The following is a 20,890-nucleotide window of genomic DNA, read 5'->3' on the forward strand; positions in this document are numbered from 1 at the left end:
GATCCTGCCAAAGAGCGGGCGCCTTGGGAAATACGGAACCTTGTGCGGGCCCGGTGAAGAAACGCCCCCCGCACCCGGCGGGCGGGGCGGGGGGCGGTCGGAGTCCTGGTCAGAGGCGCATGGCCTGCGGGGTCTCGCGGCGCGTCTGGTCCGGTCCGTCGTACTCGCGGATGACCTCGTAGCGGGTGTTGCGCTCCACCGGGCGGAACCCGGCGTCGCGGATCAGGCCGAGCAGGTCGTCGCGGCCGAGCTTGTTCGGGGTGCCGAAGTTGTCCGCGTCGTGGGTGATCTTGTACTCGACCACCGAGCCGTCCATGTCGTCGGCGCCGTGGCTGAGCGCCAGCTGGGCGGTGGTGACGCCGTGCATCACCCAGAAGACCTTGACGTGCGGCACGTTGTCGAAGAGCAGCCGGGAGACCGCGAAGGTCTTCAGTGCCTCGGCGCCGGTGGCCATCTCGGTGCGGGCCATCAGCTTGTTGCGCACGACGCCGTCCTTGGAGTCGTGGAAGTCGTGCTGGTAGCGCAGCGGGATGAAGACCTGGAAGCCGCCGGTCTCGTCCTGCAGCTCGCGCAGCCGCAGCACGTGGTCGACCCGGTGGCGGGGCTCCTCGATGTGGCCGTAGAGCATCGTGGAGGGCGTCTTGAGGCCCTTGCTGTGCGCCAGGCGGTGAATGCGCGACCAGTCCTCCCAGTGGGTGTCGTGGTCGACGATGTGCTGGCGGACCTCCCAGTCGAAGATCTCCGCGCCGCCGCCGGTCAGCGACTCCAGGCCGGCGTCGATCAGCTCGTCGAGGATCTCGTCGGCCGGCAGGCCGCTGATCCGCTCGAACCAGTGGATCTCGGTGGCGGTGAAGGCCTTCAGCGAGACGTTCGGCAGGGCCGCCTTCAGCTCCCGCAGCGAGCGCGGGTAGTAGCGCCACGGCAGGGTGGGGTGCAGGCCGTTCACGATGTGCAGCTCGGTGAGGGAGTCGACCTCCATCGCCTTGGCCAGCCGCACGGCCTCCTCGATGCGCATGGTGTACGCGTCCTTCTCGCCCGGCTTGCGCTGGAACGAGCAGTACGAGCAGGAGGCGCTGCAGACGTTGGTCATGTTGAGGTGGCGGTTGACGTTGAAGTGGACGACGTCGCCGTTCTTCTGCGTCCGCACGTGGTGGGCGAGACCGCCCAGCCAGGCCAGGTCGTCGCTCGCGTAGAGCGCGATCCCGTCCTCCCGGGTCAGCCGCTCACCCGCGTAGACCTTCGCCTCCAGCTCGCGCTTGAGCCCTGCGTCCATGCGGTGCCCCGCCTCCTCCGACTTCGAATCAATGCCGGATCCGAGACTACGCCTATGCCGACAGCAGCTCTGCGAGCAGTGCCGGTTCGATGTTGCCGCCGCTGACCACGGCTGCCGTGCAGGAGCCGCCGACCTCCTGCGCGCGGTGGAAGTACGCGGCCGGGGCGACCGCCCCGGAGGGCTCCGCCACGATCCGGCCCCGGCGGGCCAGCAGCGCGACGGTGGCGCGGATCTCGTCCTCGGTGACGGTGACGATGTCGTCCACGTAGGCGGTGAGGTGCTCGAAGGGCAGCACCCCGACCGAGGGGGTGCGCAGCCCGTCCGCGAGGGTGCGGTAGGTGTCCTCGACCGGCCAGGCGAGCCGCTTCCCGGCCCGCAGGCTGGCCTGCGCGTCCGCGGCGAGCTCGGGCTCGACGCCGACCACCCGGACCCCGGGGCGGGTGAGCTTGAGCGCCGCCGCCGTCCCGGAGATCAGCCCGCCGCCGCTGACCGGCACCAGGACGGTGTCCAGCTCGGCCGGGGCGTCCTCGGCGATCTCCAGGCCGACCGTGCCCTGGCCCGCGATGATGAACGGGTCGTCGTACGGCGGCACCCAGACGTAGCCGTGCTTCTCGGCCAGCTCGCCCGGCACGGTGTCCCGCTCGTGCGGGCCGACCAGCAGCACCTCGGCGTCGAACGCCCGGGTGTTCTCGACCTTGACAGCCGGCGAGGTGTCCGGCATCACGATGACGGCCTTGATGCCGAGCAGCTTGGCCGCGTAGGCGACCGCCTGGGCGTGGTTGCCGCTCGACTGGGCGACCACCCCGCGGGCCCGCTCGGCCTCGGTGAGCGCCGCCAGCCGGTTGTAGGCGCCGCGGGTCTTGAAGGCCCCGGTCGGCTGGAGGTTCTCCGGCTTCAGCCAGAGCCGGCGCTCTCCGTCGGCCGCCCAGGGGGCGGGGACGAGCGGGGTCCGTACGGCCACGCCCGCGATCCGCTGCCGGGCGGCGCGCAGCTCCTCCAGTCCGACCAGTGCCATCGCCGTTACTCTCCTTCGGCCAGGGGGAGGTCGCTGACCCGGCTCTCCCACTTGGTCGACAGTACGACCGTCGTGCGGGTGCGGGCCACGCCCTTCGTCCCGGAGATCCGCTTCACCACCGACTCCAGGCCCTCCACGTCGGAGACCCGGACCTTCAGCATGTACGAGTCGTCACCGGCGATGAACCAGCAGTCCTCGACCTCGCCGAGGTCCTTCAGCCGGAACGCGACGTCCTCGTGGTCGGCCGCGTCGGTCAGCTGCAGGCCGATCAGCGCCGTGACGCCGAAGCCGAGCGAGGCCGGGTTGACCGTCGCGCGGTAGCCGGTGATGACCCCGGCCTGCTCCAGCCGGTTGATCCGGTCCGTCACGCTCGGGCCGGACAGTCCGACCAGTCGGCCCAGCTCGGCGTAGGACGCGCGGCCGTTCTCCCGGAGTGCCTGGATGAGCTGTCTGTCCACCGTGTCCATATACCGTCCGCGTCCTTCCGAACCTCACCAGACCCACAGATCATTATCCGGATTCAAAGGCGCCGTGCGCAGACCAACCCGGATATCGCAGAGAACATACTCTCCCGCGCCGGGCCTCCTCACGCACCCTCGCCCGACGCCGCTGCGCCGCCGGGCACCTGACGGGCCGCCGCACCCAGCTCGCCCTCCCAGCGCAGGTACAGCCGGTGCGGTACGCCGACCGCGTCCAGCACCCGCCCGGCCACGAAGTCCACCAGCTCGCGCACGGTGGAGCCGCCGGCGTAGAAACCGGGCGAGGCGGGGAGGACGACCGCGCCCTGCGCGTCGAGTTCCACCAAGTGCTTCAACGTCACCCCGTTGAGTGGCGTCTCACGCACGCACACCACCAGCGGGCGCCGCTCCTTGAGGGTGACGCTCGCCACCCGCTGCAGCAGGTCCTTGCTGAGGCCGAGGGCGATCCCGGCGACCGCGCCGGTGGTGGCCGGCACCACCAGCATTCCCTTCGCCGGGTACGAGCCGCTGGACGGGCCCGCGGCGAAGTCCCCCGCGGGCCAGTAGCGGACGTCGTCCAGGCCGACGTCGGAGCCCAGCCACTGCGCGAGGTCCGCGCGCCAGTGCGCGTCCCGGAAGGAGATCCCGGTCTCGTCCAGGATGGTCAGCCGGGCCGCCCGGCTCACCACCAGGTCCACCGCCTCCCCGGCGGCCAGCAGCCCCCGGATCACCGAGGCCGCGTACGGCGTCCCGGACGCCCCGGACACCCCGACGACCCACGGCTGACGTACCGGCTGCTGCGCTGCTGTTCCCATGGCACCTTTCTATACGCCCGCACCGGGCCGCCCCGCCGCACACCGCCCCGGCCGTACCGGGCCGACCCCGTGGCCCGGACCCGCGGCCCGGCCCGGACCCGGACCCCGTGACCCGGACCCCGTGACCCGGGCCCGTCGGGGGTCGGCGGCTGCGAGGATGGGCGCATGGCTGCGACCCTCGTCGATCTCACGCATCCGGTGACCACCGCGATGCCGGTCTACCCCGGTGATCCCGCGGTGGTGCTGGAGCCCGCGCTGACCACGGCCTCCGCCGGGGTGAACGTGCTCGCCCTGCACCTCGGCTCGCAGTCCGGGACGCACGTCGACGCGCCGTACCACGTGGACGTCACCTGGCCGACCCTGGACGGGCTGCCGCTGGAGCGCTTCACCGGCCCGGCCGTGGTCGCCGACCTGCGCGGGCTGGAGCCGCGCGCCGGGATCACCGCCGCCCAGCTGGCCCCCGCCCTGGAGCTGGCGGGCCCCGGCACCGTCCTGCTGATCGCCACCGGCTGGACCCGGCACTGGGGCACGGACGCCTACCTCGCCCACCCCAGCCTCACCCCGGAGGCCGCCGAGGCGATCGTCGCCGCCGGGGTGCGGACGGTCGGGGTGGACGCGCTGAGCGTCGACCCCACGCCCGATCCCGGGCCGGGCGATCCCGCCGTGGCCGCCCTGCTGGCCGACCTCACCGACGAGCACGATCCGCACGCCGGCGCCGAGGAGCCCGGCCTGGCCGCGCACCGGGTGCTGCTCGGCGCCCCCGAGGGCGGGGTGATCGCGGAGAACCTGACCGACCTGCGCCCGCTGCTGGCCGCCCAGGAGGCGGGCCTGCCGGTGGAGGTGTCGCTGTTCCCGCTGCGGCTGGTCGCCGCCGACGGCGCGCCCGTCCGGGCGGTCGCGCGGCTCGGCTGAGCGGCGAGCGCCGAGGCAGGGGCCGGTGGGGCTGAACGGGCTCCCGGAGGCAGGGCGGTGAGAGCGGCGGGGCAATCCGGTGGAGGTCCTTCGGGCAGCCCCGCCTTGGTCTAGACCAACTCAAGAGCGCGCCGCTACGCTTTCCGGCCATGGCAGAGATCATCGGAGTGATCGAGCAGCTCTGGCGCTACCCCGTGAAGTCCACCGGCGGCGAGCAGCTCGACTCCGTCGAGGTGGAGGTCCGCGGCCTCGCCGGCGACCGCCTCTACGCCGTCCGCGACAGCGCCGGCAAGCTCGGCTCCGGCAAGAACACCCGGCGCTTCCGCCGGATGGACGGCCTGCTCCGCCTCTCCTCCCGCCTCGGCCGACGGCTCGACGGCCCCGAACTGTTCGACCCGCTCGGCCGCGCCGTCGCCGACCCGACCGCCTTCCTGCGCGCCTACCTCCAGCGCCCCGACGTCGAACTGGCCCGCGAGGACGCCGTCTCGCACTTCGACCAGTTGCCGGTGAGCGTCCTCACCACCGCCACCCTGGACTGGGTGCGCGAGGCCGCACCGTCCGCCGTCGTCGACGTCCGCCGCTTCCGGCCCAACGTCCTGCTGCGCACCCCGCCGGGCACCCCGCCGTTCACCGAGGACGGCTGGTTCGGCCGCGAGGGGCACAGCCCCTCGGGCATCCGGCTCGCCTTCCGCCGGGCCAGCGAGCGCTGTGCGATGACCACCGCCCCGCAGCCCGGCCTGCCGCACGCCCCCGAGATCCTCAAGGCCGTGGTCCACGCGCACGACGGCTTCCTGGACGCCCTGGCCGAGGTCTCCGCACCGGGCCGGCTGACCGTCGGGGACGAGCTGACGTTGGGCTGAGTTGCCCACCCGCCCCGGGTTGGGCCACAAAAGCGCAGGTCAGAGCCGTTTCAAAGATTCTCGAAAATTCTTTGAAACTCACCTGCAACCCCCAGGCGCCCCAGGCGTCTGTGTAAGTGAGCGGCGGGGAAGCCCGCCGAACCGGACCGTCGAGGGCGCCGGGGGAGGCACCCCGACCACTGGTCCGACCATCGCATCCGTACCCGGCGACGGCATCCTTCCGTCGCCGAAAACACCCCGGGGGGTATTTTCCATGTCCGCTGCGCGCACCCGTCGTTCCCGCTCCGCCCTGCTCACCGCCGCCACCCTCGGCGTCGTCCTCGCCACCGGTTCGGTGCTGGTCTCCGCCCCGGCCTTCGCCGCGGACGCCCCGGCCGCCGTGGCCACCGCCACGGCCGCGCCGACCACCTCGGCCGCCTCCGCCTCCGCCGAGCCCACCGCTGCGGCCGCCGCGAAGAGCGGCAAGCCGTCCCTCACGGTGAAGACCCCGGCCGTGGTCGGCTTCGCGGGCGGACCGGTGGAGTTCACCGAGACCGTCACCAACCCGGGCGACGCCGAGGCGTCGTACACCCTCAAGCTGAACGCCAGCAACGTGCACGCCCGGCAGAACTCCGCCTTCGCCATCGACGTCAAGGACGCCGACGGCACCTGGAAGCCCGTCCCGCTGACGTTCTCGCAGGACAGCAACACCTACAACCTCCGCGGCAAGGCCACCGGCCTGACCGTCCCGGCCGGCGCCACCAAGACCTTCCAGTTCCGCATCGGCGTCCCGATGGGCACCCCGCACAACGGCCAGAACGACGTGATGGGCTTCAACCAGCCGCTCAAGCTGCACTCGGCCCTCGTCGACGCGGCGGAGACCACCGTCCACGCCGAGGACACCAAGGACATCAAGGTCCGGTCGCTGAGCGTCGAGCTGGAGGACCTGCCCGCCCAGGCGGCCGCCGGGCAGCCGGCGGAGTTCGACCTCGTCGTCGGCAACGACAGCCCCTCCGCCTACAGCAACGTCACCAGCATCCTCTACGCCGACCTGAAGACCAGCCTGGAGATGCGGAAGGCCGACGGCACCTGGGTCGCCGTCCCGTCCACCATCAGCCAGCCGAACGTCCTGGTCCGCTACAACATCGGCGCGGTCGACGCGTCCATCGCGCCGTCCACCACGGTCCGCACCCGCCTGCGCCTGACCTTCGCCGAGGACGCCACCCGCGGCACCACCTACCTCAACTCGTACGCGAAGATCAACGAGTCCCCGGACGGCCGAGGCACCCTCGCGGGCCGCCAGGGCCGGCCGATCGAGGTCGTCGACGCCGCCGGTCCGCAGCTGGCGATCAACGCACCGTCCGCCGTCGGGTTCGCGGGCGGACCGGTGGAGTTCACCGAGACCATCACCAACCCGGGCGCCACCGAGGTGAAGTTCGACCTCCGGGTGATCACCACCTACCCGGGCGCGGCCAAGGGCGACTCCACCGTCCTGCAGTACCAGGACGCCGACGGCGCCTGGAAGGACGTCCGGCTGGCCCCCTACGACTTCGAGGAGCGCCCCCACTTCGTCGGCCACATCGAGGGCCTGGCCGTCCCGGCCGGGGGCAGCCGGACCGTCAAGCTGCGCCTCGGCCTCCCGATGGGCACCGCCCACAACGGCGACAGCGGCGCAACCCACGTCAACGAGCCGCTCCACCTCCTCTCCGACATCAGCACCGCCAAGGACGGCATCCTCTTCGGGGCCAGCAAGGACATCGAGGTCATGCGGCTGGGCCTCGCCGTCCAGGGGCTGCCCGCCGAGGTGGTTGCGGGCGGCGCCCCGGTCGAGTTCGACTACGCCGTCACCAACAACAGCCCCTCCGCCTACAGCAACGTCACCGCCCTCCTCGGGGCCGCCAACCCGAAGGCCCGCCTGGAGATCCGCAAGGCCGACGGCAGCTGGGAGCAGGTGCGCGCCGTGCCCACCGGCGACGCGACCGTCCCGCTGAACTTCCACGTCAACGGCGTGGACGCGGACGTCGCCCCGACCAGCACCGTCACCAAGCGCCTGCGGCTCTCCTTCCCGGCCGACGCCGTGCTCGGCGAGACCTACGTCGCCGCCGGCGTGGTGATCAACGCCGGCCCGAACGGCGCCGGCACCGGCCAGTACCCGCCCGGCACCCCGATCAAGGTCGTCGGCAAGGCCATCGGCACCCCCGGCGGCGTGGTGCAGGCCGGCCTCACCACCACCACGGGCTCCGGCACCACCGGCACCACCGCTTCCACGGGCACCGGCACCACCGCCACCGCCACCGCCACCGCGGCCAACGGCTCGCTCGCCAGCACCGGCTCCGACGGCATGGAGAAGACCGCGATGGGCGCCGCCGCGCTGCTCCTGGCCGGTATCGGCGCGCTGTTCACCGCCCGCCGCCGGCGCCGCGGCACCGTCTGATCCGCAGGCCTCCCGCACACCCCTCCACCCGGACCCCGGTCCCGGCGCCCCGCGCCGGAGCCGGGGTCCGGCGCGTTCCAGCCCGGCCGGCGCCGAACGCACCGCGGCGCAGGGGTAAATCCGTTGAGAGCGGCGCCGACATCGCCTATAAAACGTCACATGTTGCACACCGAGAGGGTCACCCTGCGCGCCCGCCACGAGGACGACGTCCCGATCCTGCACGCCGGGCTGTACGAGGACGTCGCCACCCGCTCCCGGGCCGACACCCGCCCCTGGCAGCCCCTGCCGGTCGCGCGCTCCCCGTACGCGGACACCGACGCCGCGGACGCCGCCTTCTTCTCCGTGCTCGACCGCGCCACCGGCGAGCTGGCCGGCGAGGCCCTGCTGTGGGGCATCGACCCCCACAACCGCAGCGCCCACCTCGGCCTCGCCCTGCTCCCCGCCTTCCGCGGCCGGGGCCTGGCCGTCGAGGTGGTCACCGCGCTCTGCCGCTACGGCTTCGAGGTGCGCGGGCTGCACCGGCTCGGCCTGGAGACGCTCGCCGACAACCACCCGATGCTCGCCGCCGCCGAGGCCGCCGGCTTCACCCGCGAGGGCGTGCTCCGCCGCAACGCCTGGGTCTGCGGCAGCTTCGTGGACGAGGTGGTGCTCGGCCTGCTCGTCGAGGAATGGCAGGAGCGCCGCACCTGACGGGTCCCCCCTGAGGTGGCCGCCGCCCCCACGGCCCGGCTAGAACAGGGGGCGTGGACTTTCCCAGCGCCCTCCGCGAACGCCGCACCCACCGCCGCCTCAGCCAGCTGGACCTCGCCCTGCGGGCCGGCACCACCCAGCGCCACCTGAGCTTCATCGAGTCGGGCCGCTCGGCTCCCGGCCGCAGCATGGTCGTCCGGCTCGCCGAATCGCTGGAACTGCCGCTGCGGGAGCGCAACCAGCTGCTGCTGTCGGCCGGTTACGCCCCCGCGTACCCCGAGAGCGACCTCGACGACCCGGCCCTCGAACCCGTGCGGACCGCACTCGACCGCATCCTGCACGGCCATCTCCCGTACCCGGCCCTGGTGGTGGACCGGTACGGCACCATCATCGCCGCCAATGCGGCCCTCGGCCTGCTCACCGAGGGCGCGGCGGCGGAGCTGGTCGGCCCCGGTGCCAACGCCTACCGGCTGGCCCTGCACCCCGACGGCCTCGCCCCGCGCATCGGCAACCTCGCCGAGTGGGCCCGGCACATCGTGGAGCGGCTCGGCCACCTCCCCGAGCTGCGGGACGAACTCGCCTCGTACGTCCCGCAGCCGCCGGAACCGTCCGCCGACCACCTGGGCTTCGCCGTCCCGCTGCGACTGCGCACCTCCCGCGGGGAGTTGCACCTGATGACGACGATCACCACCTTCGCCACCGCGGTCGACGTCACGCTCGCCGAACTGAAGCTGGAGGCCTTCCTCCCGGTGGACGAGGCGACGGCCGCGGCCCTCCGCGCGTACGGCGATGAGGCGTACAGCGACGCGGCGGACTGAGCCGCGGCCGACCCCGGTCAGGCCGGGAACTGGTAGTCCGCCCGGATCCGGCCGTCGCCGTCGAGGACGACGAACTCCCGACCGCCGCCGACCACCTCACCGTCGGCGGTCCGGGCCATCTCCCAGCCGAACGCCAGCACGTCCCGCAGCAGCACCGCCTCGCCCACCGCCCGGAAGACGTACTCCCCCGGGGCCACGAACTCCTCGTACGCGCGCGCCACCCGCACCTCCAGCGCCGCGTACCCGCGGGCCTCCAGCACGGACCGGTCGAAGCCGAGGCCGGCCGCCCGCTCCCGGATGTCTTCCGGCGGCTGGAGCAGGTGGACGCCGTCCTCCGCCCACAGCGCCTCGATCGCCTTGCGGCGGACCCCCGCGTCCGGCTCGTTCCACAGCGCCGCGTAGCGGTCGGCCAGTGCACGGGGGTCGATGTCGGTGATCATGTCGGGCTCCTCCGGTCGGTGCGTCCCTGTCCCGGTAGAGCCTGCCGACCGCCGCGGCGCGCAACAATTCCCCGCAGGGAATGAGCGGTTGGGGCCGTCACTCGCCGATCAGGCAGAACGGGTGCCCGACCGGGTCCGCGTAGATCCGCCACGAACCGGCGTCGCCGAGCTTCGCTGCCCCCAGGGCCAGCACCTGCCGCTCGGCCTCGTCGAGGTCGTCCACGTCCACGTCGAGGTGGAGCTGCTGCGGGTGGCCCGGGTCCGGCCACTGCGGCGGACGGAAGTCCTCCACGCGCTGGAAGCAGACCACCTCGCCGGAGTCGGTGTGCAGGGTCGACCAGTGCGCGTCCAGCGACCAGCGCGGGTCGGGACGGTCCACCTCGCCGCCGAGCAGCCCGGCGTAGAAGCGGGCCAGCACGGACGGGTCGGGGCAGTCGAGGACGATGCACTGCAGTCTGCCGATCACGGGCACTCCTTCGGTTGGACACCGGCTGCCGCCGGTGTCGACGATGGGTCAATGATCAACGGAACCGCATCGCCCTGGGAGCGCCTCGACCGGCTGCGCCGCGAACGCGGACTGCTCACGCCCACCGAACTGCTGGACCTCGCCGACACGGGCACCGCCGTGCTCGACCCGTTCTCGGTGCTCGTCTCCCGGCGGGCCGAGCTGCACCCCGGCGTCACGCTCCGCCCCGGCGCTGTCGTCGAGTGCGACGGCGACAGCCTGTGCAGCATCGGCCCCGGCACCACGCTGTACGGCGGCGCCCGGATCCGCGCCACCGGCGGCGCGGCCGTCAGCATCGGCCGGGACGCCGAGATCGGCGACGGCGGGGCCCGGATCACGGCGGCCGGCGACGGGACGGCGATCGCGATCGGCGACGGGGTACGGATCTCCGGCGGCGCCGAGGTGATCGGCCCCGGTCGGCTCGGCGCCGGCAGCCAGGTCGACGGCCCGGTCTCCGCCAGGGCCGTCGACCTGGCCGCGGGCCGACCGCACACCCACCCCGACCCGGACCACCGCGGCGCCGTCCTCAAGGGCTTCGGCCGCGCCCACGGCATCCGCCTCGGCACCGGCGAGGTCCTCAACGGCACCGGCGACTTCGCCACCGCAACCGTCCAGCGCCAGCGCCACTACCACCCCGACGCCCCCAGCCTCCCGCAGGCCTGAACCCGGCCCGGGCCGATCCGGTCTTCCAGGTCCGGTCCGGTCGCACAGCATCGCCGCCATCCCGTCGAGCGTCACCCACCCCTCGAAGCCCTCCGCCTCGTCCGCCAGCCGGTTCAGCCAGGCGTCCTCGTCCTCCGCCCCGATCCGCCGCATCAGAACGCCGGTGCCGGAGCGCGGCCCAGGCCGAGGAGGGCTGCGCGGGCCCGGGCGGCGCCCGCGGCGGCGAAGGGGGCACCGCCGCCGACCGCAGGGGCGGGTCTGGCGGCGACACCGGCGCAGGGGCGGCAGAGGCCGGGACGGGGCACCGGGTCGCGGCACTCGGGGCATTCGAGGAGCACCGGACGCGGCCGGGCCGGTTCGGCCACCGGAGGCGCCTTGAGCGGCGGGAGCTTGCGTTCCAGCCTGCTGCGCAGGAGGGAGGCCGGGGAGCGCACAAAGTCCGGCAGCCCCGGCAGCAGGGCCCGGGCGAGATCGTCCCCGGTGGCACCGCGCTCCAGCCACCGGGCGACCAGCGGGGCGAGCGCCGCGGCCTCGGCCTCGCCGATCCGCAACCGGGGCTCCGGGCGGATCGCCCGGTACAGCGCGGCGACCGCGCCGCGCAGGCCCTCGTCGGGCGGGTCTGGGGGTTCCGGCAGGTCGGGGAGTTCCGGCCGGTCCGGCAGGTCGGACGGGTCGGCGGGGAGGGTGGGTTCTTTCTCCCGGTCCTTTACTTCAGGGGCGACACGCGGCCCGGCGCTCCCTCCACCGGCTTCCGGGGGCTCGACACCCGGTACCGCACCCCAGCCGCCACGGCCGCCCCACGGCACGTCGTAGACGTGCACCTCGGAACGCAGGGTGCCGTCGGGCAGCCGGACGACGACGACGCGGTAGTGCCCCTCCTGGGTGAGCTCCTTGATGGCCCGTCGGATCGCCGCACGCCCCTGCGGACTGCTGTCCGCCATCTGCCGCCCGTCCTCGCGCCAGCCGTCGGGGCGGGAGAGGAGGTCGGCGAGCAGTCCGCGCGCCGTGTAGCTGAGACCGCGGTTCTGCAACAGGCCGTTCGGAAGAACGGTGAAGGCGCGCTCGTGCGCGCTACGATGAATCTGCATGGGGAGTTGATCGCTCCTGATGCCAGACCCCGGGGTGCGCTAACACCGCCGGGGTCTTCCTTTGCGCTTGCTCTTAACGGAACGTAGCACAGTCATCACGCAGCGCGGTAGCCCGTGTGCGGACCGTGCTATAACGCCACGTCAACCCGCCGCCCGACGGCTAGCTCTCCATCACCATGGCCAGCATGGTCAGCAGGAAGCCGAACACCACGAGCCCCCAGAGCACCTTCGGGACGATGGCCAGCCAGCCCGGCCGCGGCTCCTTGAGAGTGCGGGAGGCGATCAGCAGGCCCGCACCGACCGCGGCGACGCCCATCAGCGCGACCCCGGTCGGGAGCACCACGCCCCCGCCCCAGATCCAGGCGTCGCCGTGGACGTACCGGGCCCTGACCGTGTCCGAGTTCTCGCCTCCGCACCACCACGGCTTGCTGAGGCCCTTGCACGAGGGCGACTTCAGGTACGTATCGCCGGACCCGCCCCGCACCTCGACACCCGTGACCTCCTTGCCGCCCCCGTCGGGCGTGAAGGTGCCGAAGCAGTGATGCGTCGACCCGCTGCCACCGCGGTCGGTGGTGTACGTGCGGTCCACGCACGACGTCACCTTCAGCATGCCGCGCTCGCCCCACAACCCGGCGCCCGCCAGGACCTCCGACCCGAAGTGCGCCAGCACCCAGAGCCCGGCCGCCACCACATTCAGCGCGACGTACAGCAGACCGAACCGCCGCGTAGTACCCCCACTGTCAGCTGCCATCCACCCACGGTAGGAGCGGGGGCTGACACCTGTCTGTCCCGATGCCGCCCCAACTGGGCAACGAACTCGCTTCAGATGGCGCCGAATTCACCCCGGCCGGCAGCGGCCACGAACGCCTGCCAAGCGGAAGGCTCGAAGCTCAGACGCGGCCCCTGCGGATCCTTGGAGTCACGCACGACACCCGGGTTCGCGTCGTCCACCTCAATGCAGTTGTTGCTCTCGTTGCCACTACTGAAACTGCTCTTACGCCATTGCTCAGTCCGGTGCATTCCCGTAGTCCTCCGCCGCCGATTCGATCAGGGACAGGGACGCCTCCGGCGACAACGCGGCAGCCCTGACCAGATCGTAGGACAGGGCGCATCGGTCGACCAGCGCCGGATCATCAACCAAGGTGCCCGAGTACAGACCCTCGTCATAGGCCGTCGGAGGCGCGTCCTCGAAGGTCATCATGCAAAGCGAGCCCACCATCAGTGCATGAGCGCCGGCAGAATACGGGACGACCTGAATGAGCGCCTTGCGGTTGCGAATCAGCTGCGCAAGGTGGCTCAACTGCCCGGCCATCACCTTCGGTCCGCCGACCGGCCTGCGAAGCACCGCCTCGTCCAGAACCACCCAATACATGGGCGCACTTGCCCTGTCGAGCAACTCAGCGCGCGCCAATCGCGCGGCGACCAAGTCCTCGTTCTCGGCCACGCTCCGAAGCGGCTGAGCAGACTCGAACAACGCACGCGCATAGTCCGGCGTCTGCACCAGGCCGGGCACGAGAAGCGGGGAGAACTCGCTGATCGTCAGCGCAATCGACTGCAGTCCAACCACGTTCACGAAGTAGTCCGCGTACCGCGAGGAGCGCATCACCATCTCGTACACCCGCATGAAGTGCCCTCCTGTCTTGAGCACTTCGTCCAGGCGCTTGGACATGTCCTCCTGCGGGTTGCGGATGGCCACCTCCAACTGCCCGATGTAGGCGCCCGAGCAGAAGACCAGCTTGCCCAGTGCTTCCTGGGTGAGTCCGGCTTCCTCGCGGAGGCGCTTGATCTCGGTGCCCCAGAAGACGCGGGGCGCGAACGACGAGTCGATCTCCTTGGCCATGTGTGCCCACTGTCCCTTCGGCGAGACCCGCTCCAGGGACCCGACAGTAGCCACTGAGCGCGACGCTCGGGGCACAAACGGTAATAGTCCGACAGTCGCACTCACCATGGCGCAGGACACATTCGCTCGTCGACCAGCGGCGGAACCTACGGCTCCAGACGCGGGTCGTCGATGCTGACGGCGACGATCCCGGGCGGATACAGATCCGGCCGGGCCGTCAGGATCAGGTGCTGCTGCGGGCGCACCGGGGTGGGCAGACTCGCGGTGATCGCGTGCGCCAGACCCTGGCCCCCGTAGCCGTCACGGACCATCGTCGCCACCACCACGGCGGTACTCGCGTCCAGCGGCTCGAACTCCACAGAGGGCAGCGCCAGGACCGCGTGCGCCGTCCCCTCGTCCTTGATCTCGGCCTCCACCAGGCACAGCACCGGCACCAACAGATGCCGGAACGTACTGTGCAGGGCGGAGTCCACGATCCGGTGCAGGCGCTGGTGGCCTGCGGCCAGCGCGGACAGGGCGCTGGAATCCAGAACGATCACGCGCTGCGCCTCGGGGCAACCTTGGCGCGCGCATCCGCCGCGGCGATGTCGTAGACCCGCTGCAGGAGGTCGGGGCCCTCGTCCAGCTCGGTGTCGGCGAGCGTCATCCCGAAGTGCTCCCGCAGCAGCCGGCGGCCCTCGGCCACGCGCTCCGCGATCTGCTCCGCGGTGGGCTGCGCCTCCACCAGCAGGGCCACCTGGGCGCCGATCGTGGTGCCGCGGGACGCCGCAAGAGCGGCCAGGCGGTCACGCGTATCAGAGGAAACCTTGATCGTCGCATCAGCCATACCACGATCGTACACCGCTGGTACACCAGTGGTGTACTGATCGGGTTGCCTGCGGAAATGCCGCTGCTCGGCAGCCGGCGCGTCGCCATCGCAACGCCGCGGGGCACCCTGCCGCCGGTTCCCCCGCCGCGGCAACGGAGGCGCCATCCCGGTGCTGGTGAAAAGCGGCGACCGGGCGCCCGGCTGCCCCGGCGTTCTGCTGAGACGAGACAGTCGCACTCCCTGTGACGCAGGACACATCCACTCGCCGATGAGTCCTCCTCCCCGGTCCGGTCCTCTTCACGACACCGCAGCGCAGAGCGAGGGAAGCCGACATGACCCACACCGCCACCACCACCGTGACCGCCTCCACCACCACCGCCGTCACCCCGTCCCGGCAGGCCACCCGGACGCTGCTGGCCGCGGGTGGTCTGGCCGGGCCGCTGTTCCTGACCGTCGGCGTTGCCCAGGGGCTGACCCGGGAGGGGTTCGACTTCTCCCGGAACGCGCTGAGCCAGCTGAGCCAGGGCGACCTCGGCTGGATCCAGCAGGCGTCGTTCCTGCTCACCGGGGGTCTGCTGATCGCGGGGGCGGTCGGCGTGCGCCGTGCTCTCGCGGGTGGGCCAGGCGGGACGTGGGCGCCCCGGCTGCTCGCGCTGTTCGGGGTGTCGTTCCTGGTGAGCGGGGTGTTCGCGGCCGATGCGGGGGCGGGCTTCCCGGCCGGGACGCCGGAGGGGGCGGCGGGGACGATGAGTGCGCACGGCGCCGTCCACATGGCCGCCGGGACGGTCGGCTACCTGGCGCTGTGCGCGCTGTTCCTGGTGCTGGCCCGGCACTTCGCCGCCTCCCGCCGACGCGGCTGGGCGGTGGCCTGCCGGGTGCTGCCGGTGGCGGTGCTGGCCGGGTTCGCCGGGTCGTCGGCGACGGTGCTGGCGTTCACCCTGGGCGCGGGGCTCGGCCTGGCCGCGATCAGCGCGGTTACGTCCCGGCTCTCCTCCTGAGCGGGCAGGGAAACGCCCGACCCCGCCGGACCGGAGGGCCCGACGGGGTCGGAAGGTTCGCAACGGCGCGCGTGGGGGCGGTCAGACGCCGAGCCCCCGCAGCAGCAGGTCCAGCAGCGCGAAGCAGAACAGCGAGATGCCGACGAACCCGTTGGTGGAGAAGAACGCCCGGTTGAGCCGGGACAGGTCGTGCGGCTTCACGATGCTGTGCTCGTACAGGAAGGCCCCGGCGACGACCGCGAGCCCGACCCAGAAGGCGGGCCCGGCCCCGGTGCGGACGGCGTACCAGCCGAGCAGCAGCGTGGTGAGGACGTGGCAGCCGCGGGCGCCCCACACGGCGGCGGGGATGCCGAAGCGGGCCGGCACCGAGCGCACTCCCTCGGCCCGGTCGGACTCGGCGTCCTGGCAGGCGTAGATGAGGTCGAAGCCGCCGATCCAGATGCCGACGGCGAGGCCGAGCACGACCGCGTCCCAGGACCAGGTGCCGGTGACGGCGAGCCAGGCGCCGATCGGGCCCATGGCCTGGGCGAGGCCGAGGATCGCCTGCGGGAAGTCGGTGAACCGCTTGCCGTAGGGGTAGACGACCATCGGGACGACGGCGACGGGGGCGAGGGCCAGGCAGAGCGGGTTGAGCAGGGCCGCCGCGCCGACGAAGACGACGAGGGCGACGGCGGAGCCGGTGTACGCGGTCTTCAGGGAGACGGCGCCGGTGACCAGTTCGCGGCCGGCGGTGCGCGGGTTCCGGGCGTCGAGCTCGCGGTCGATGATCCGGTTGGCGGCCATCGCGAAGGTCCGCAGGCCGACCATGCAGACGGTGACGAGGAACAGTTCGCCCCAGTGCACCCGCTCGTCGGCGAGGAACATCGCGGTGAGGGCGGCGATGTAGGCGAAGGGCAGGGCGAAGACCGAGTGCTCGATCATCACCAGCTTCAGGAAGGACTTGACCTTCCCCGGGGGTACCTCGGGGAGGGCTGCCGCGGTGCTCACAGCCCGTACTCCTTCCAGCGGCTGTCGACCAGGGCGGCGGTGGCCGGGTCGGACTCGACCATCTCGGGCCAGCCGCCGTCGCGGGTGTAGCCCTCCTCGGGGAGCTTGCGGGTGGCGTCGATTCCGGCCTTGCCGCCCCAGAACTGCTGGTAGGAGGCGTGGTCGAGGTGGTCGACGGGGCCTTCGACGACGGTGAGGTCCCGGCTGTAGTCGACGTTGCCGAAGGCCCGCCAGGCGACTTCCTGGTAGTCGTGCACGTCGCAGTCGGCGTCGACCACGATGATCAGCTTGGTCAGCGACATCATGTGGGCGCCCCAGATGGCGTGCATCGTCTTCTGGGCGTGCTTGGGGTACTTCTTGTCGATCGAGACGATCACGCAGTTGTGGAAGCCGCCGGCCTCGGGCAGGTCGTAGTCGACGATGTCCGGGATGATGATCTTCAGCAGCGGCAGGAAGAAGCGCTCGGTGAACTTGCCGAGCGGGCCGTCCTCCGTCGGCGGGCGGCCGACCACGATGGACTGCAGGATCGGGCGGCGGCGCATTGTCACGCAGTCGATCGTCAGGGCCGGGAACGGCTCCTGCGGGGTGTAGAAGCCGGTGTGGTCGCCGAACGGGCCCTCCGGCAGCATCTCGCCGGGCTCCAGCCAGCCCTCCAGGACGACCTCGGCGTCGGCCGGCACCTGCAGCGGGACGGTCTTGCAGTCGACCATGCGCACCCGCTCGCCGGCGACGAACCCGGCGAAGAGGTACTCGTCGATGTCGCCCGGCAGCGGGGCGGTGGCGGCGTAGGTGACGGCGGGCGGGCAGCCGAAGGCGATCGCGACGGGCAGCCGCTCGCCGCGCTTGGCGGCGACCGCGTAGTGGTTGCGGCTGTCCTTGTGGATCTGCCAGTGCATGCCGATGGTCCGCTTGTCGTGCCGCTGGAGGCGGTACAGGCCGAGGTTGCGGATGCCGGTGTCGGGGTCCTTCGTGTGGGTCAGGCCCAGGTTGAAGAACGCACCGCCGTCCTGCGGCCAGGTGAAGAGGGCGGGCAGCCGGTCCAGGTCGACGTCGTCGCCGGTGAGCACGACCTCGTGCACGGGCGCGTCCTTGACCTGCTTCGGCGGCACGTGCGCCATCGAGGCGAGCTTGCCGAAGGCGTCCCGGAAGCCGGTGAAGCCGTGCGGCAGTTCCGGCCGCAGCAGGCCGGAGATCTTGTCGGAGATCTCCTCGGGGCCCTTCAGGCCCAGGGCCTTGGCGAGCCGGCGCTCGGTGCCGAAGACGTTCATCGCCAGCGGCATGTCCGAGCCCTTGACGTTCTCGAAGAGCAGGGCCGGGCCCTTGGCCTTCTGCACCCGGTCGACGATCTCGCCGATCTCCAGGTGGGGGTCCACCTCCGCCTTGATGCGCTTGAGGTCGCCTTCACGGTCGAGTGCCCGCAGGAACGAGCGGAGATCGTCGTATGCCATGCCTGTCAGTATCCGGCACCCGATAGCCTGGCCCGGTCAAGGGGCCCTGTGAAACCACCTTCGCCCAGAAACCCGCCGCCGCCCGGGGGAGATCGCTGCCGTGCTGAGGATTCTGACCGTCGTGCTCCCGCTCGCCCTGTGGGTGTGGGCGTTCATCGACTGCCTGACCACCCCCGAGGACGAGGTGAAGCACCTGCCCAAGGTGGTCTGGGTGATCATCGTGCTGCTGTTCCCGCTGGTCGGCTCGATCGCCTGGCTGGCGGCGGGCAAGCAGCGGGGCGCCGTCCGTCCGGCCGGCGAGGGCGGCGCGCCGGGGTACGGGCGCCCGCAGGGCCGCCCGCTGGCGCCGGACGACGACCCGGAGTTCCTGGCGTCGTTGAAGAAGGACGACAAGCAGCACGAGGAGATGCTCAAGCAGTGGGAGGCGGATCTGCGCCGCCGCGAGGAGGAGCTGCGGGGCGGGGACGAGCCGGAAGACGGCCGCAAGAGCTGACCCCCTCCCCCGGACAGCCCACCTGGAACCATCCAGGTGGGCTGCGCCATTTTTGGTGCTTCCCTACGAGAACCGGGCGCTCTCCGGTCTGCATCGGCGCGGTCACGGTCGGCTCAAGTCGGACCCGAGCCGGACTCCGGGGCCGCCGGGTAGCCTCCGGTGAACCACCTCTGACCTGCACATTTCCAACGCCTTCAGGAATAGGACAACCATCTGATCGGTCGCACTGAGTATTCGAACAGCAACCGTCCGCACAGGGCGGCGAGGGGCGGATTCTGTGCAGCCCTCACAGGTAAACGAACCCGACCTTGTACGGAATCGACGCCGAATCCAGCAGGCAGCCCCTCGTACAGTCATAAGTGAAGAAGTGATTCGCAGCCGGGGGCAGAGCACCAGACGTTGGCTGTCGGACAGTTCCCTCACCCTTGGAGTGGTTCGAGATGACGGTTGTGCATGAGGCGCCGGTCGGCGACCAGATCCCCGAGATCCCGGCCGACGCCCGCGGGCGGGTCGCCGAGCTCCACGAGCTCCGCGAGCAGGTCCGCCGCGGACCGAGCGAGAAGGCCACCGAGGCCCAGCACGCCAAGGGCAAGCTGACCGCCCGCGAGCGCATCGAGCTGCTGCTCGACGAGGGCTCCTTCCACGAGGTCGAGCCGCTGCGCCGGCACCGCGCCACCGGCTTCGGCCTGGAGGCCAAGAAGCCGCACACCGACGGCGTCATCGTCGGCTGGGGCACCGTGCACGGCCGGACGGTCTTCACCTACGCGCACGACTTCCGGATCTTCGGCGGCGCGCTCGGCGAGGCCCACGCGCAGAAGATCCACAAGATCATGGACATGGCCATCGCGGCCGGTGCCCCGCTGGTCTCCCTCAACGACGGCGCCGGCGCCCGCATCCAGGAGGGCGTCACCGCCCTGGCCGGCTACGGCGGCATCTTCCAGCGCAACACCCGGGCCTCCGGCGTCATCCCGCAGATCTCCGTGATGCTCGGCCCGTGCGCCGGCGGCGCCGCGTACTCGCCCGCGCTCACCGACTTCATCTTCATGGTCCGCGAGACCTCGCAGATGTTCATCACCGGCCCGGACGTCGTGCAGGCCGTCACCGGCGAGAAGATCACCCAGAACGGGCTCGGCGGCGCCGACGTCCACTCCGGCGTCTCCGGCGTGGCCCACTTCGCCTACGACGACGAGCAGTCCTGCATCGAGGAGGTCCGCTACCTCCTCTCGCTGCTGCCGCAGAACAACCGCGAGATGCCGCCGTCCGTCGTCAGCGACGACCCGGTCGAGCGCCGCAACGACGAGCTGCTCGACCTGGTGCCCGCCGACGGCAACCGCCCGTACGACATGCGCAAGGTGATCGAGGAGATCGTCGACCACGGCGAGTACCTCGAGGTCCACGAGCGCTGGGCCACCAACGTGCTCTGCGTGCTCGCCCGGATCGACGGCCACGTCACCGGCATCATCGCCAACCAGCCGCAGTCGCTGGCCGGCGTCCTCGACATCAACGCCAGCGAGAAGGCCGCGCGCTTCGTCCAGATGTGCGACGCCTTCAACATCCCGCTGGTCACCATGCTCGACGTGCCCGGCTTCCTGCCCGGCGTCGACCAGGAGCACGACGGCATCATCCGGCACGGCGCCAAGCTGCTGTACGCGTACTGCAACGCCACCGTGCCGCGCATCCAGCTGATCCTGCGCAAGGCGTACGGCGGCGCGTACATCGTGATGGACTCCCGCTCCATCGGCGCCGACCTCTCGTACGCCTGGCCGACCAACGAGATCGCCGTCATGGGCGCCGAGGGCGCCGCCAACGTGATCTTCCGCCGCGACATCAACGGCGCCGAGGACCCCGACGCCATGCGGGCCCAGAAGATCAAGGAGTACAAGACCGAGCTGATGCACCCGTACTACGCGGCCGAGCGCGGTCTCGTGGACGACGTCATCGACCCGGCCGAGACCCGGCAGGTGCTGGCCTCCGCGCTCGCGATGCTGCGCACCAAGCACGCCGACCTGCCCAGCCGCAAGCACGGCAACCCGCCGATGTAGCACCGCAGTCCAGCCGCACGCTCACCGCATACGACACCGGGGGAGAAACCGAAGGCCATGACCGACTCCGCGCACCAACCGCTCGTCCGCATCGTCCGCGGCTCGCTGAGCGACGAGGAACTCGCCGCCCTGACCGCCGTCCTGGCGGCCCGCGCCGCCGCCGCCCAGCTGGCCGCCGCCGCAGCCGCCCCGATCGAGCCGATCGCCAACTGGCAGCGTCTGGAGCGCCGTCCGGCGTACTTCTCCCCGTTCAGCTGGCAGCAGGCCGCCTGACCGGCGCGCGCCACCCGGCGTACGGCCGGCCACCCCCGGGGTGGCCGGCCG

The 20,890-nt window shown here is 72.0% G+C and carries 24 protein-coding genes; 10 read left to right on the forward strand and 14 right to left on the reverse strand.

Annotation, left to right across the window (positions count from 1 at the left end; all coding sequences use genetic code 11):
• Positions 1-109: 109 nt before the first annotated feature.
• The 4 genes from mqnE to ACWGB8_RS19535 all read right to left on the reverse strand — a co-directional run bounded on the left by mqnE (position 110) and on the right by ACWGB8_RS19535 (position 3,561).
• On the reverse strand, positions 110-1,273 hold the full coding sequence (mqnE, locus tag ACWGB8_RS19520; protein ID WP_452214758.1) for an aminofutalosine synthase MqnE: 1,164 nt from the start codon (positions 1,271-1,273) through the stop codon (positions 110-112).
• 52 nt (positions 1,274-1,325) lie between these two features.
• Positions 1,326-2,288 (reverse strand): threonine ammonia-lyase, encoded by a 963-nt coding sequence (locus tag ACWGB8_RS19525; RefSeq protein ID WP_452214759.1) that lies wholly within the window; start codon positions 2,286-2,288, stop codon positions 1,326-1,328.
• 5 nt (positions 2,289-2,293) lie between these two features.
• Positions 2,294-2,755: an Lrp/AsnC family transcriptional regulator gene (locus ACWGB8_RS19530; protein ID WP_452214760.1), complete on the reverse strand. Its 462-nt coding sequence runs from the start codon at positions 2,753-2,755 to the stop codon at positions 2,294-2,296.
• Between the two features lie 119 nt (positions 2,756-2,874).
• Positions 2,875-3,561, reverse strand: a complete 687-nt coding sequence (locus tag ACWGB8_RS19535) for a UbiX family flavin prenyltransferase (protein WP_452214761.1) — start codon at positions 3,559-3,561, stop codon at positions 2,875-2,877.
• 165 nt (positions 3,562-3,726) lie between these two features.
• On the opposite strand from ACWGB8_RS19535, the gene ACWGB8_RS19540 reads away from it, so the two are divergent.
• From ACWGB8_RS19540 to ACWGB8_RS19560, 5 genes are all read left to right on the forward strand, one after another.
• On the forward strand, positions 3,727-4,473 hold the full coding sequence (locus ACWGB8_RS19540; RefSeq protein WP_452214762.1) for a cyclase family protein: 747 nt from the start codon (positions 3,727-3,729) through the stop codon (positions 4,471-4,473).
• A gap of 149 nt (positions 4,474-4,622) precedes the next feature.
• Positions 4,623-5,333, forward strand: coding sequence for an MOSC domain-containing protein (locus tag ACWGB8_RS19545; protein ID WP_452214763.1), 711 nt, complete (start codon positions 4,623-4,625; stop codon positions 5,331-5,333).
• Positions 5,334-5,586: 253 nt separating this feature from the next.
• Entirely contained in the window at positions 5,587-7,746 is a 2,160-nt protein-coding gene (locus ACWGB8_RS19550) for a hypothetical protein (RefSeq protein ID WP_452214764.1), read from the forward strand.
• 159 nt (positions 7,747-7,905) lie between these two features.
• Positions 7,906-8,436: a GNAT family N-acetyltransferase gene (locus ACWGB8_RS19555; protein WP_452214765.1), complete on the forward strand. Its 531-nt coding sequence runs from the start codon at positions 7,906-7,908 to the stop codon at positions 8,434-8,436.
• 53 nt (positions 8,437-8,489) lie between these two features.
• Entirely contained in the window at positions 8,490-9,254 is a 765-nt protein-coding gene (locus ACWGB8_RS19560) for a helix-turn-helix domain-containing protein (protein WP_452214766.1), read from the forward strand.
• A 17-nt stretch (positions 9,255-9,271) separates the two neighbouring features.
• On the opposite strand, the gene ACWGB8_RS19565 is transcribed toward ACWGB8_RS19560, so the two are convergent.
• Both ACWGB8_RS19565 and ACWGB8_RS19570 read right to left on the reverse strand, forming a co-directional pair.
• Complete coding sequence (locus ACWGB8_RS19565; protein WP_452214767.1) at positions 9,272-9,694, reverse strand: hypothetical protein; 423 nt, start codon at positions 9,692-9,694, stop codon at positions 9,272-9,274.
• 97 nt (positions 9,695-9,791) lie between these two features.
• Positions 9,792-10,160 (reverse strand): VOC family protein, encoded by a 369-nt coding sequence (locus ACWGB8_RS19570; protein ID WP_452214768.1) that lies wholly within the window; start codon positions 10,158-10,160, stop codon positions 9,792-9,794.
• Between the two features lie 51 nt (positions 10,161-10,211).
• Here ACWGB8_RS19570 and ACWGB8_RS19575 point away from each other — a divergent pair, with 51 nt between their 5' ends.
• Positions 10,212-10,862, forward strand: coding sequence for a hypothetical protein (locus ACWGB8_RS19575; RefSeq protein ID WP_452214769.1), 651 nt, complete (start codon positions 10,212-10,214; stop codon positions 10,860-10,862).
• Positions 10,863-11,014: 152 nt separating this feature from the next.
• On the opposite strand, the gene ACWGB8_RS19580 is transcribed toward ACWGB8_RS19575, so the two are convergent.
• The 6 genes from ACWGB8_RS19580 to ACWGB8_RS19605 all read right to left on the reverse strand — a co-directional run bounded on the left by ACWGB8_RS19580 (position 11,015) and on the right by ACWGB8_RS19605 (position 14,616).
• Positions 11,015-11,950 (reverse strand): hypothetical protein, encoded by a 936-nt coding sequence (locus ACWGB8_RS19580; RefSeq protein ID WP_452214770.1) that lies wholly within the window; start codon positions 11,948-11,950, stop codon positions 11,015-11,017.
• 160 nt (positions 11,951-12,110) lie between these two features.
• Positions 12,111-12,701, reverse strand: coding sequence for a hypothetical protein (locus ACWGB8_RS19585; protein ID WP_452214771.1), 591 nt, complete (start codon positions 12,699-12,701; stop codon positions 12,111-12,113).
• Between the two features lie 71 nt (positions 12,702-12,772).
• Complete coding sequence (locus ACWGB8_RS19590; RefSeq protein WP_452214772.1) at positions 12,773-12,970, reverse strand: DUF397 domain-containing protein; 198 nt, start codon at positions 12,968-12,970, stop codon at positions 12,773-12,775.
• On the reverse strand, positions 12,957-13,790 hold the full coding sequence (locus ACWGB8_RS19595) for a helix-turn-helix domain-containing protein (RefSeq protein ID WP_452214773.1): 834 nt from the start codon (positions 13,788-13,790) through the stop codon (positions 12,957-12,959). Before ACWGB8_RS19595 ends, ACWGB8_RS19590 begins: the two co-directional genes overlap by 14 nt.
• Positions 13,791-13,936: 146 nt before the next feature.
• Positions 13,937-14,329 (reverse strand): hypothetical protein, encoded by a 393-nt coding sequence (locus ACWGB8_RS19600; protein WP_452214774.1) that lies wholly within the window; start codon positions 14,327-14,329, stop codon positions 13,937-13,939.
• Positions 14,326-14,616 (reverse strand): hypothetical protein, encoded by a 291-nt coding sequence (locus ACWGB8_RS19605; RefSeq protein ID WP_452214775.1) that lies wholly within the window; start codon positions 14,614-14,616, stop codon positions 14,326-14,328. The genes ACWGB8_RS19600 and ACWGB8_RS19605 overlap by 4 nt, the downstream gene beginning before the upstream one ends.
• 314 nt (positions 14,617-14,930) lie before the next feature.
• Between ACWGB8_RS19605 and ACWGB8_RS19610 the strand changes: the two genes are divergently transcribed.
• Positions 14,931-15,596, forward strand: a complete 666-nt coding sequence (locus ACWGB8_RS19610) for a DUF998 domain-containing protein (RefSeq protein WP_452214776.1) — start codon at positions 14,931-14,933, stop codon at positions 15,594-15,596.
• Between the two features lie 81 nt (positions 15,597-15,677).
• Here ACWGB8_RS19610 and mqnP read toward each other — a convergent pair whose 3' ends face one another.
• Both mqnP and ACWGB8_RS19620 read right to left on the reverse strand, forming a co-directional pair.
• A complete protein-coding gene (gene mqnP / locus ACWGB8_RS19615) occupies positions 15,678-16,583 on the reverse strand; it encodes a menaquinone biosynthesis prenyltransferase MqnP (protein WP_452214777.1) in 906 nt (301 codons plus the stop codon).
• A complete protein-coding gene (locus ACWGB8_RS19620) occupies positions 16,580-18,031 on the reverse strand; it encodes a menaquinone biosynthesis decarboxylase (RefSeq protein ID WP_452214778.1) in 1,452 nt (483 codons plus the stop codon). The genes mqnP and ACWGB8_RS19620 overlap by 4 nt, the downstream gene beginning before the upstream one ends.
• 100 nt (positions 18,032-18,131) lie before the next feature.
• On the opposite strand from ACWGB8_RS19620, the gene ACWGB8_RS19625 reads away from it, so the two are divergent.
• From ACWGB8_RS19625 to ACWGB8_RS19635, 3 genes are all read left to right on the forward strand, one after another.
• On the forward strand, positions 18,132-18,524 hold the full coding sequence (locus ACWGB8_RS19625) for a PLDc N-terminal domain-containing protein (protein WP_452214779.1): 393 nt from the start codon (positions 18,132-18,134) through the stop codon (positions 18,522-18,524).
• 440 nt (positions 18,525-18,964) lie between these two features.
• The gene (locus tag ACWGB8_RS19630; protein WP_452214780.1) at positions 18,965-20,566 is read left to right on the forward strand and encodes an acyl-CoA carboxylase subunit beta; all 1,602 of its coding nucleotides are present in this window, start codon (positions 18,965-18,967) and stop codon (positions 20,564-20,566) included.
• Positions 20,567-20,623: 57 nt separating this feature from the next.
• Positions 20,624-20,839, forward strand: coding sequence for an acyl-CoA carboxylase epsilon subunit (locus ACWGB8_RS19635; RefSeq protein WP_452214781.1), 216 nt, complete (start codon positions 20,624-20,626; stop codon positions 20,837-20,839).
• The last annotated feature ends 51 nt before the right edge of the window (positions 20,840-20,890 follow it).

It is taken from the genome of Kitasatospora sp. NPDC054939, from assembly GCF_053610105.1.

Bases quoted from the DNA above. Each gene is read 5' to 3' on its own strand.
- ACWGB8_RS19525 (WP_452214759.1), bottom strand. From the start codon at position 2,288: ATGGCACTGGTCGGACTGGAGGAGCTGCGCGCCGCCCGGCAGCGGATC.
- ACWGB8_RS19605 (WP_452214775.1), bottom strand. From the start codon at position 14,616: ATGGCTGATGCGACGATCAAGGTTTCCTCTGATACGCGTGACCGCCTG.
- ACWGB8_RS19620 (WP_452214778.1), bottom strand. From the start codon at position 18,031: ATGGCATACGACGATCTCCGCTCGTTCCTGCGGGCACTCGACCGTGAA.
- ACWGB8_RS19530 (WP_452214760.1), bottom strand. From the start codon at position 2,755: ATGGACACGGTGGACAGACAGCTCATCCAGGCACTCCGGGAGAACGGC.
- mqnE (WP_452214758.1), bottom strand. From the start codon at position 1,273: ATGGACGCAGGGCTCAAGCGCGAGCTGGAGGCGAAGGTCTACGCGGGT.
- ACWGB8_RS19580 (WP_452214770.1), bottom strand. From the start codon at position 11,950: ATGCAGATTCATCGTAGCGCGCACGAGCGCGCCTTCACCGTTCTTCCG.
- ACWGB8_RS19585 (WP_452214771.1), bottom strand. From the start codon at position 12,701: ATGGCAGCTGACAGTGGGGGTACTACGCGGCGGTTCGGTCTGCTGTAC.
- ACWGB8_RS19590 (WP_452214772.1), bottom strand. From the start codon at position 12,970: ATGCACCGGACTGAGCAATGGCGTAAGAGCAGTTTCAGTAGTGGCAAC.
- ACWGB8_RS19555 (WP_452214765.1), top strand. From the start codon at position 7,906: ATGTTGCACACCGAGAGGGTCACCCTGCGCGCCCGCCACGAGGACGAC.
- ACWGB8_RS19565 (WP_452214767.1), bottom strand. From the start codon at position 9,694: ATGATCACCGACATCGACCCCCGTGCACTGGCCGACCGCTACGCGGCG.
- ACWGB8_RS19635 (WP_452214781.1), top strand. From the start codon at position 20,624: ATGACCGACTCCGCGCACCAACCGCTCGTCCGCATCGTCCGCGGCTCG.
- ACWGB8_RS19630 (WP_452214780.1), top strand. From the start codon at position 18,965: ATGACGGTTGTGCATGAGGCGCCGGTCGGCGACCAGATCCCCGAGATC.
- ACWGB8_RS19545 (WP_452214763.1), top strand. From the start codon at position 4,623: ATGGCAGAGATCATCGGAGTGATCGAGCAGCTCTGGCGCTACCCCGTG.
- ACWGB8_RS19595 (WP_452214773.1), bottom strand. From the start codon at position 13,790: ATGGCCAAGGAGATCGACTCGTCGTTCGCGCCCCGCGTCTTCTGGGGC.
- ACWGB8_RS19575 (WP_452214769.1), top strand. From the start codon at position 10,212: ATGATCAACGGAACCGCATCGCCCTGGGAGCGCCTCGACCGGCTGCGC.
- ACWGB8_RS19610 (WP_452214776.1), top strand. From the start codon at position 14,931: ATGACCCACACCGCCACCACCACCGTGACCGCCTCCACCACCACCGCC.
- ACWGB8_RS19550 (WP_452214764.1), top strand. From the start codon at position 5,587: ATGTCCGCTGCGCGCACCCGTCGTTCCCGCTCCGCCCTGCTCACCGCC.
- ACWGB8_RS19540 (WP_452214762.1), top strand. From the start codon at position 3,727: ATGGCTGCGACCCTCGTCGATCTCACGCATCCGGTGACCACCGCGATG.
- ACWGB8_RS19535 (WP_452214761.1), bottom strand. From the start codon at position 3,561: ATGGGAACAGCAGCGCAGCAGCCGGTACGTCAGCCGTGGGTCGTCGGG.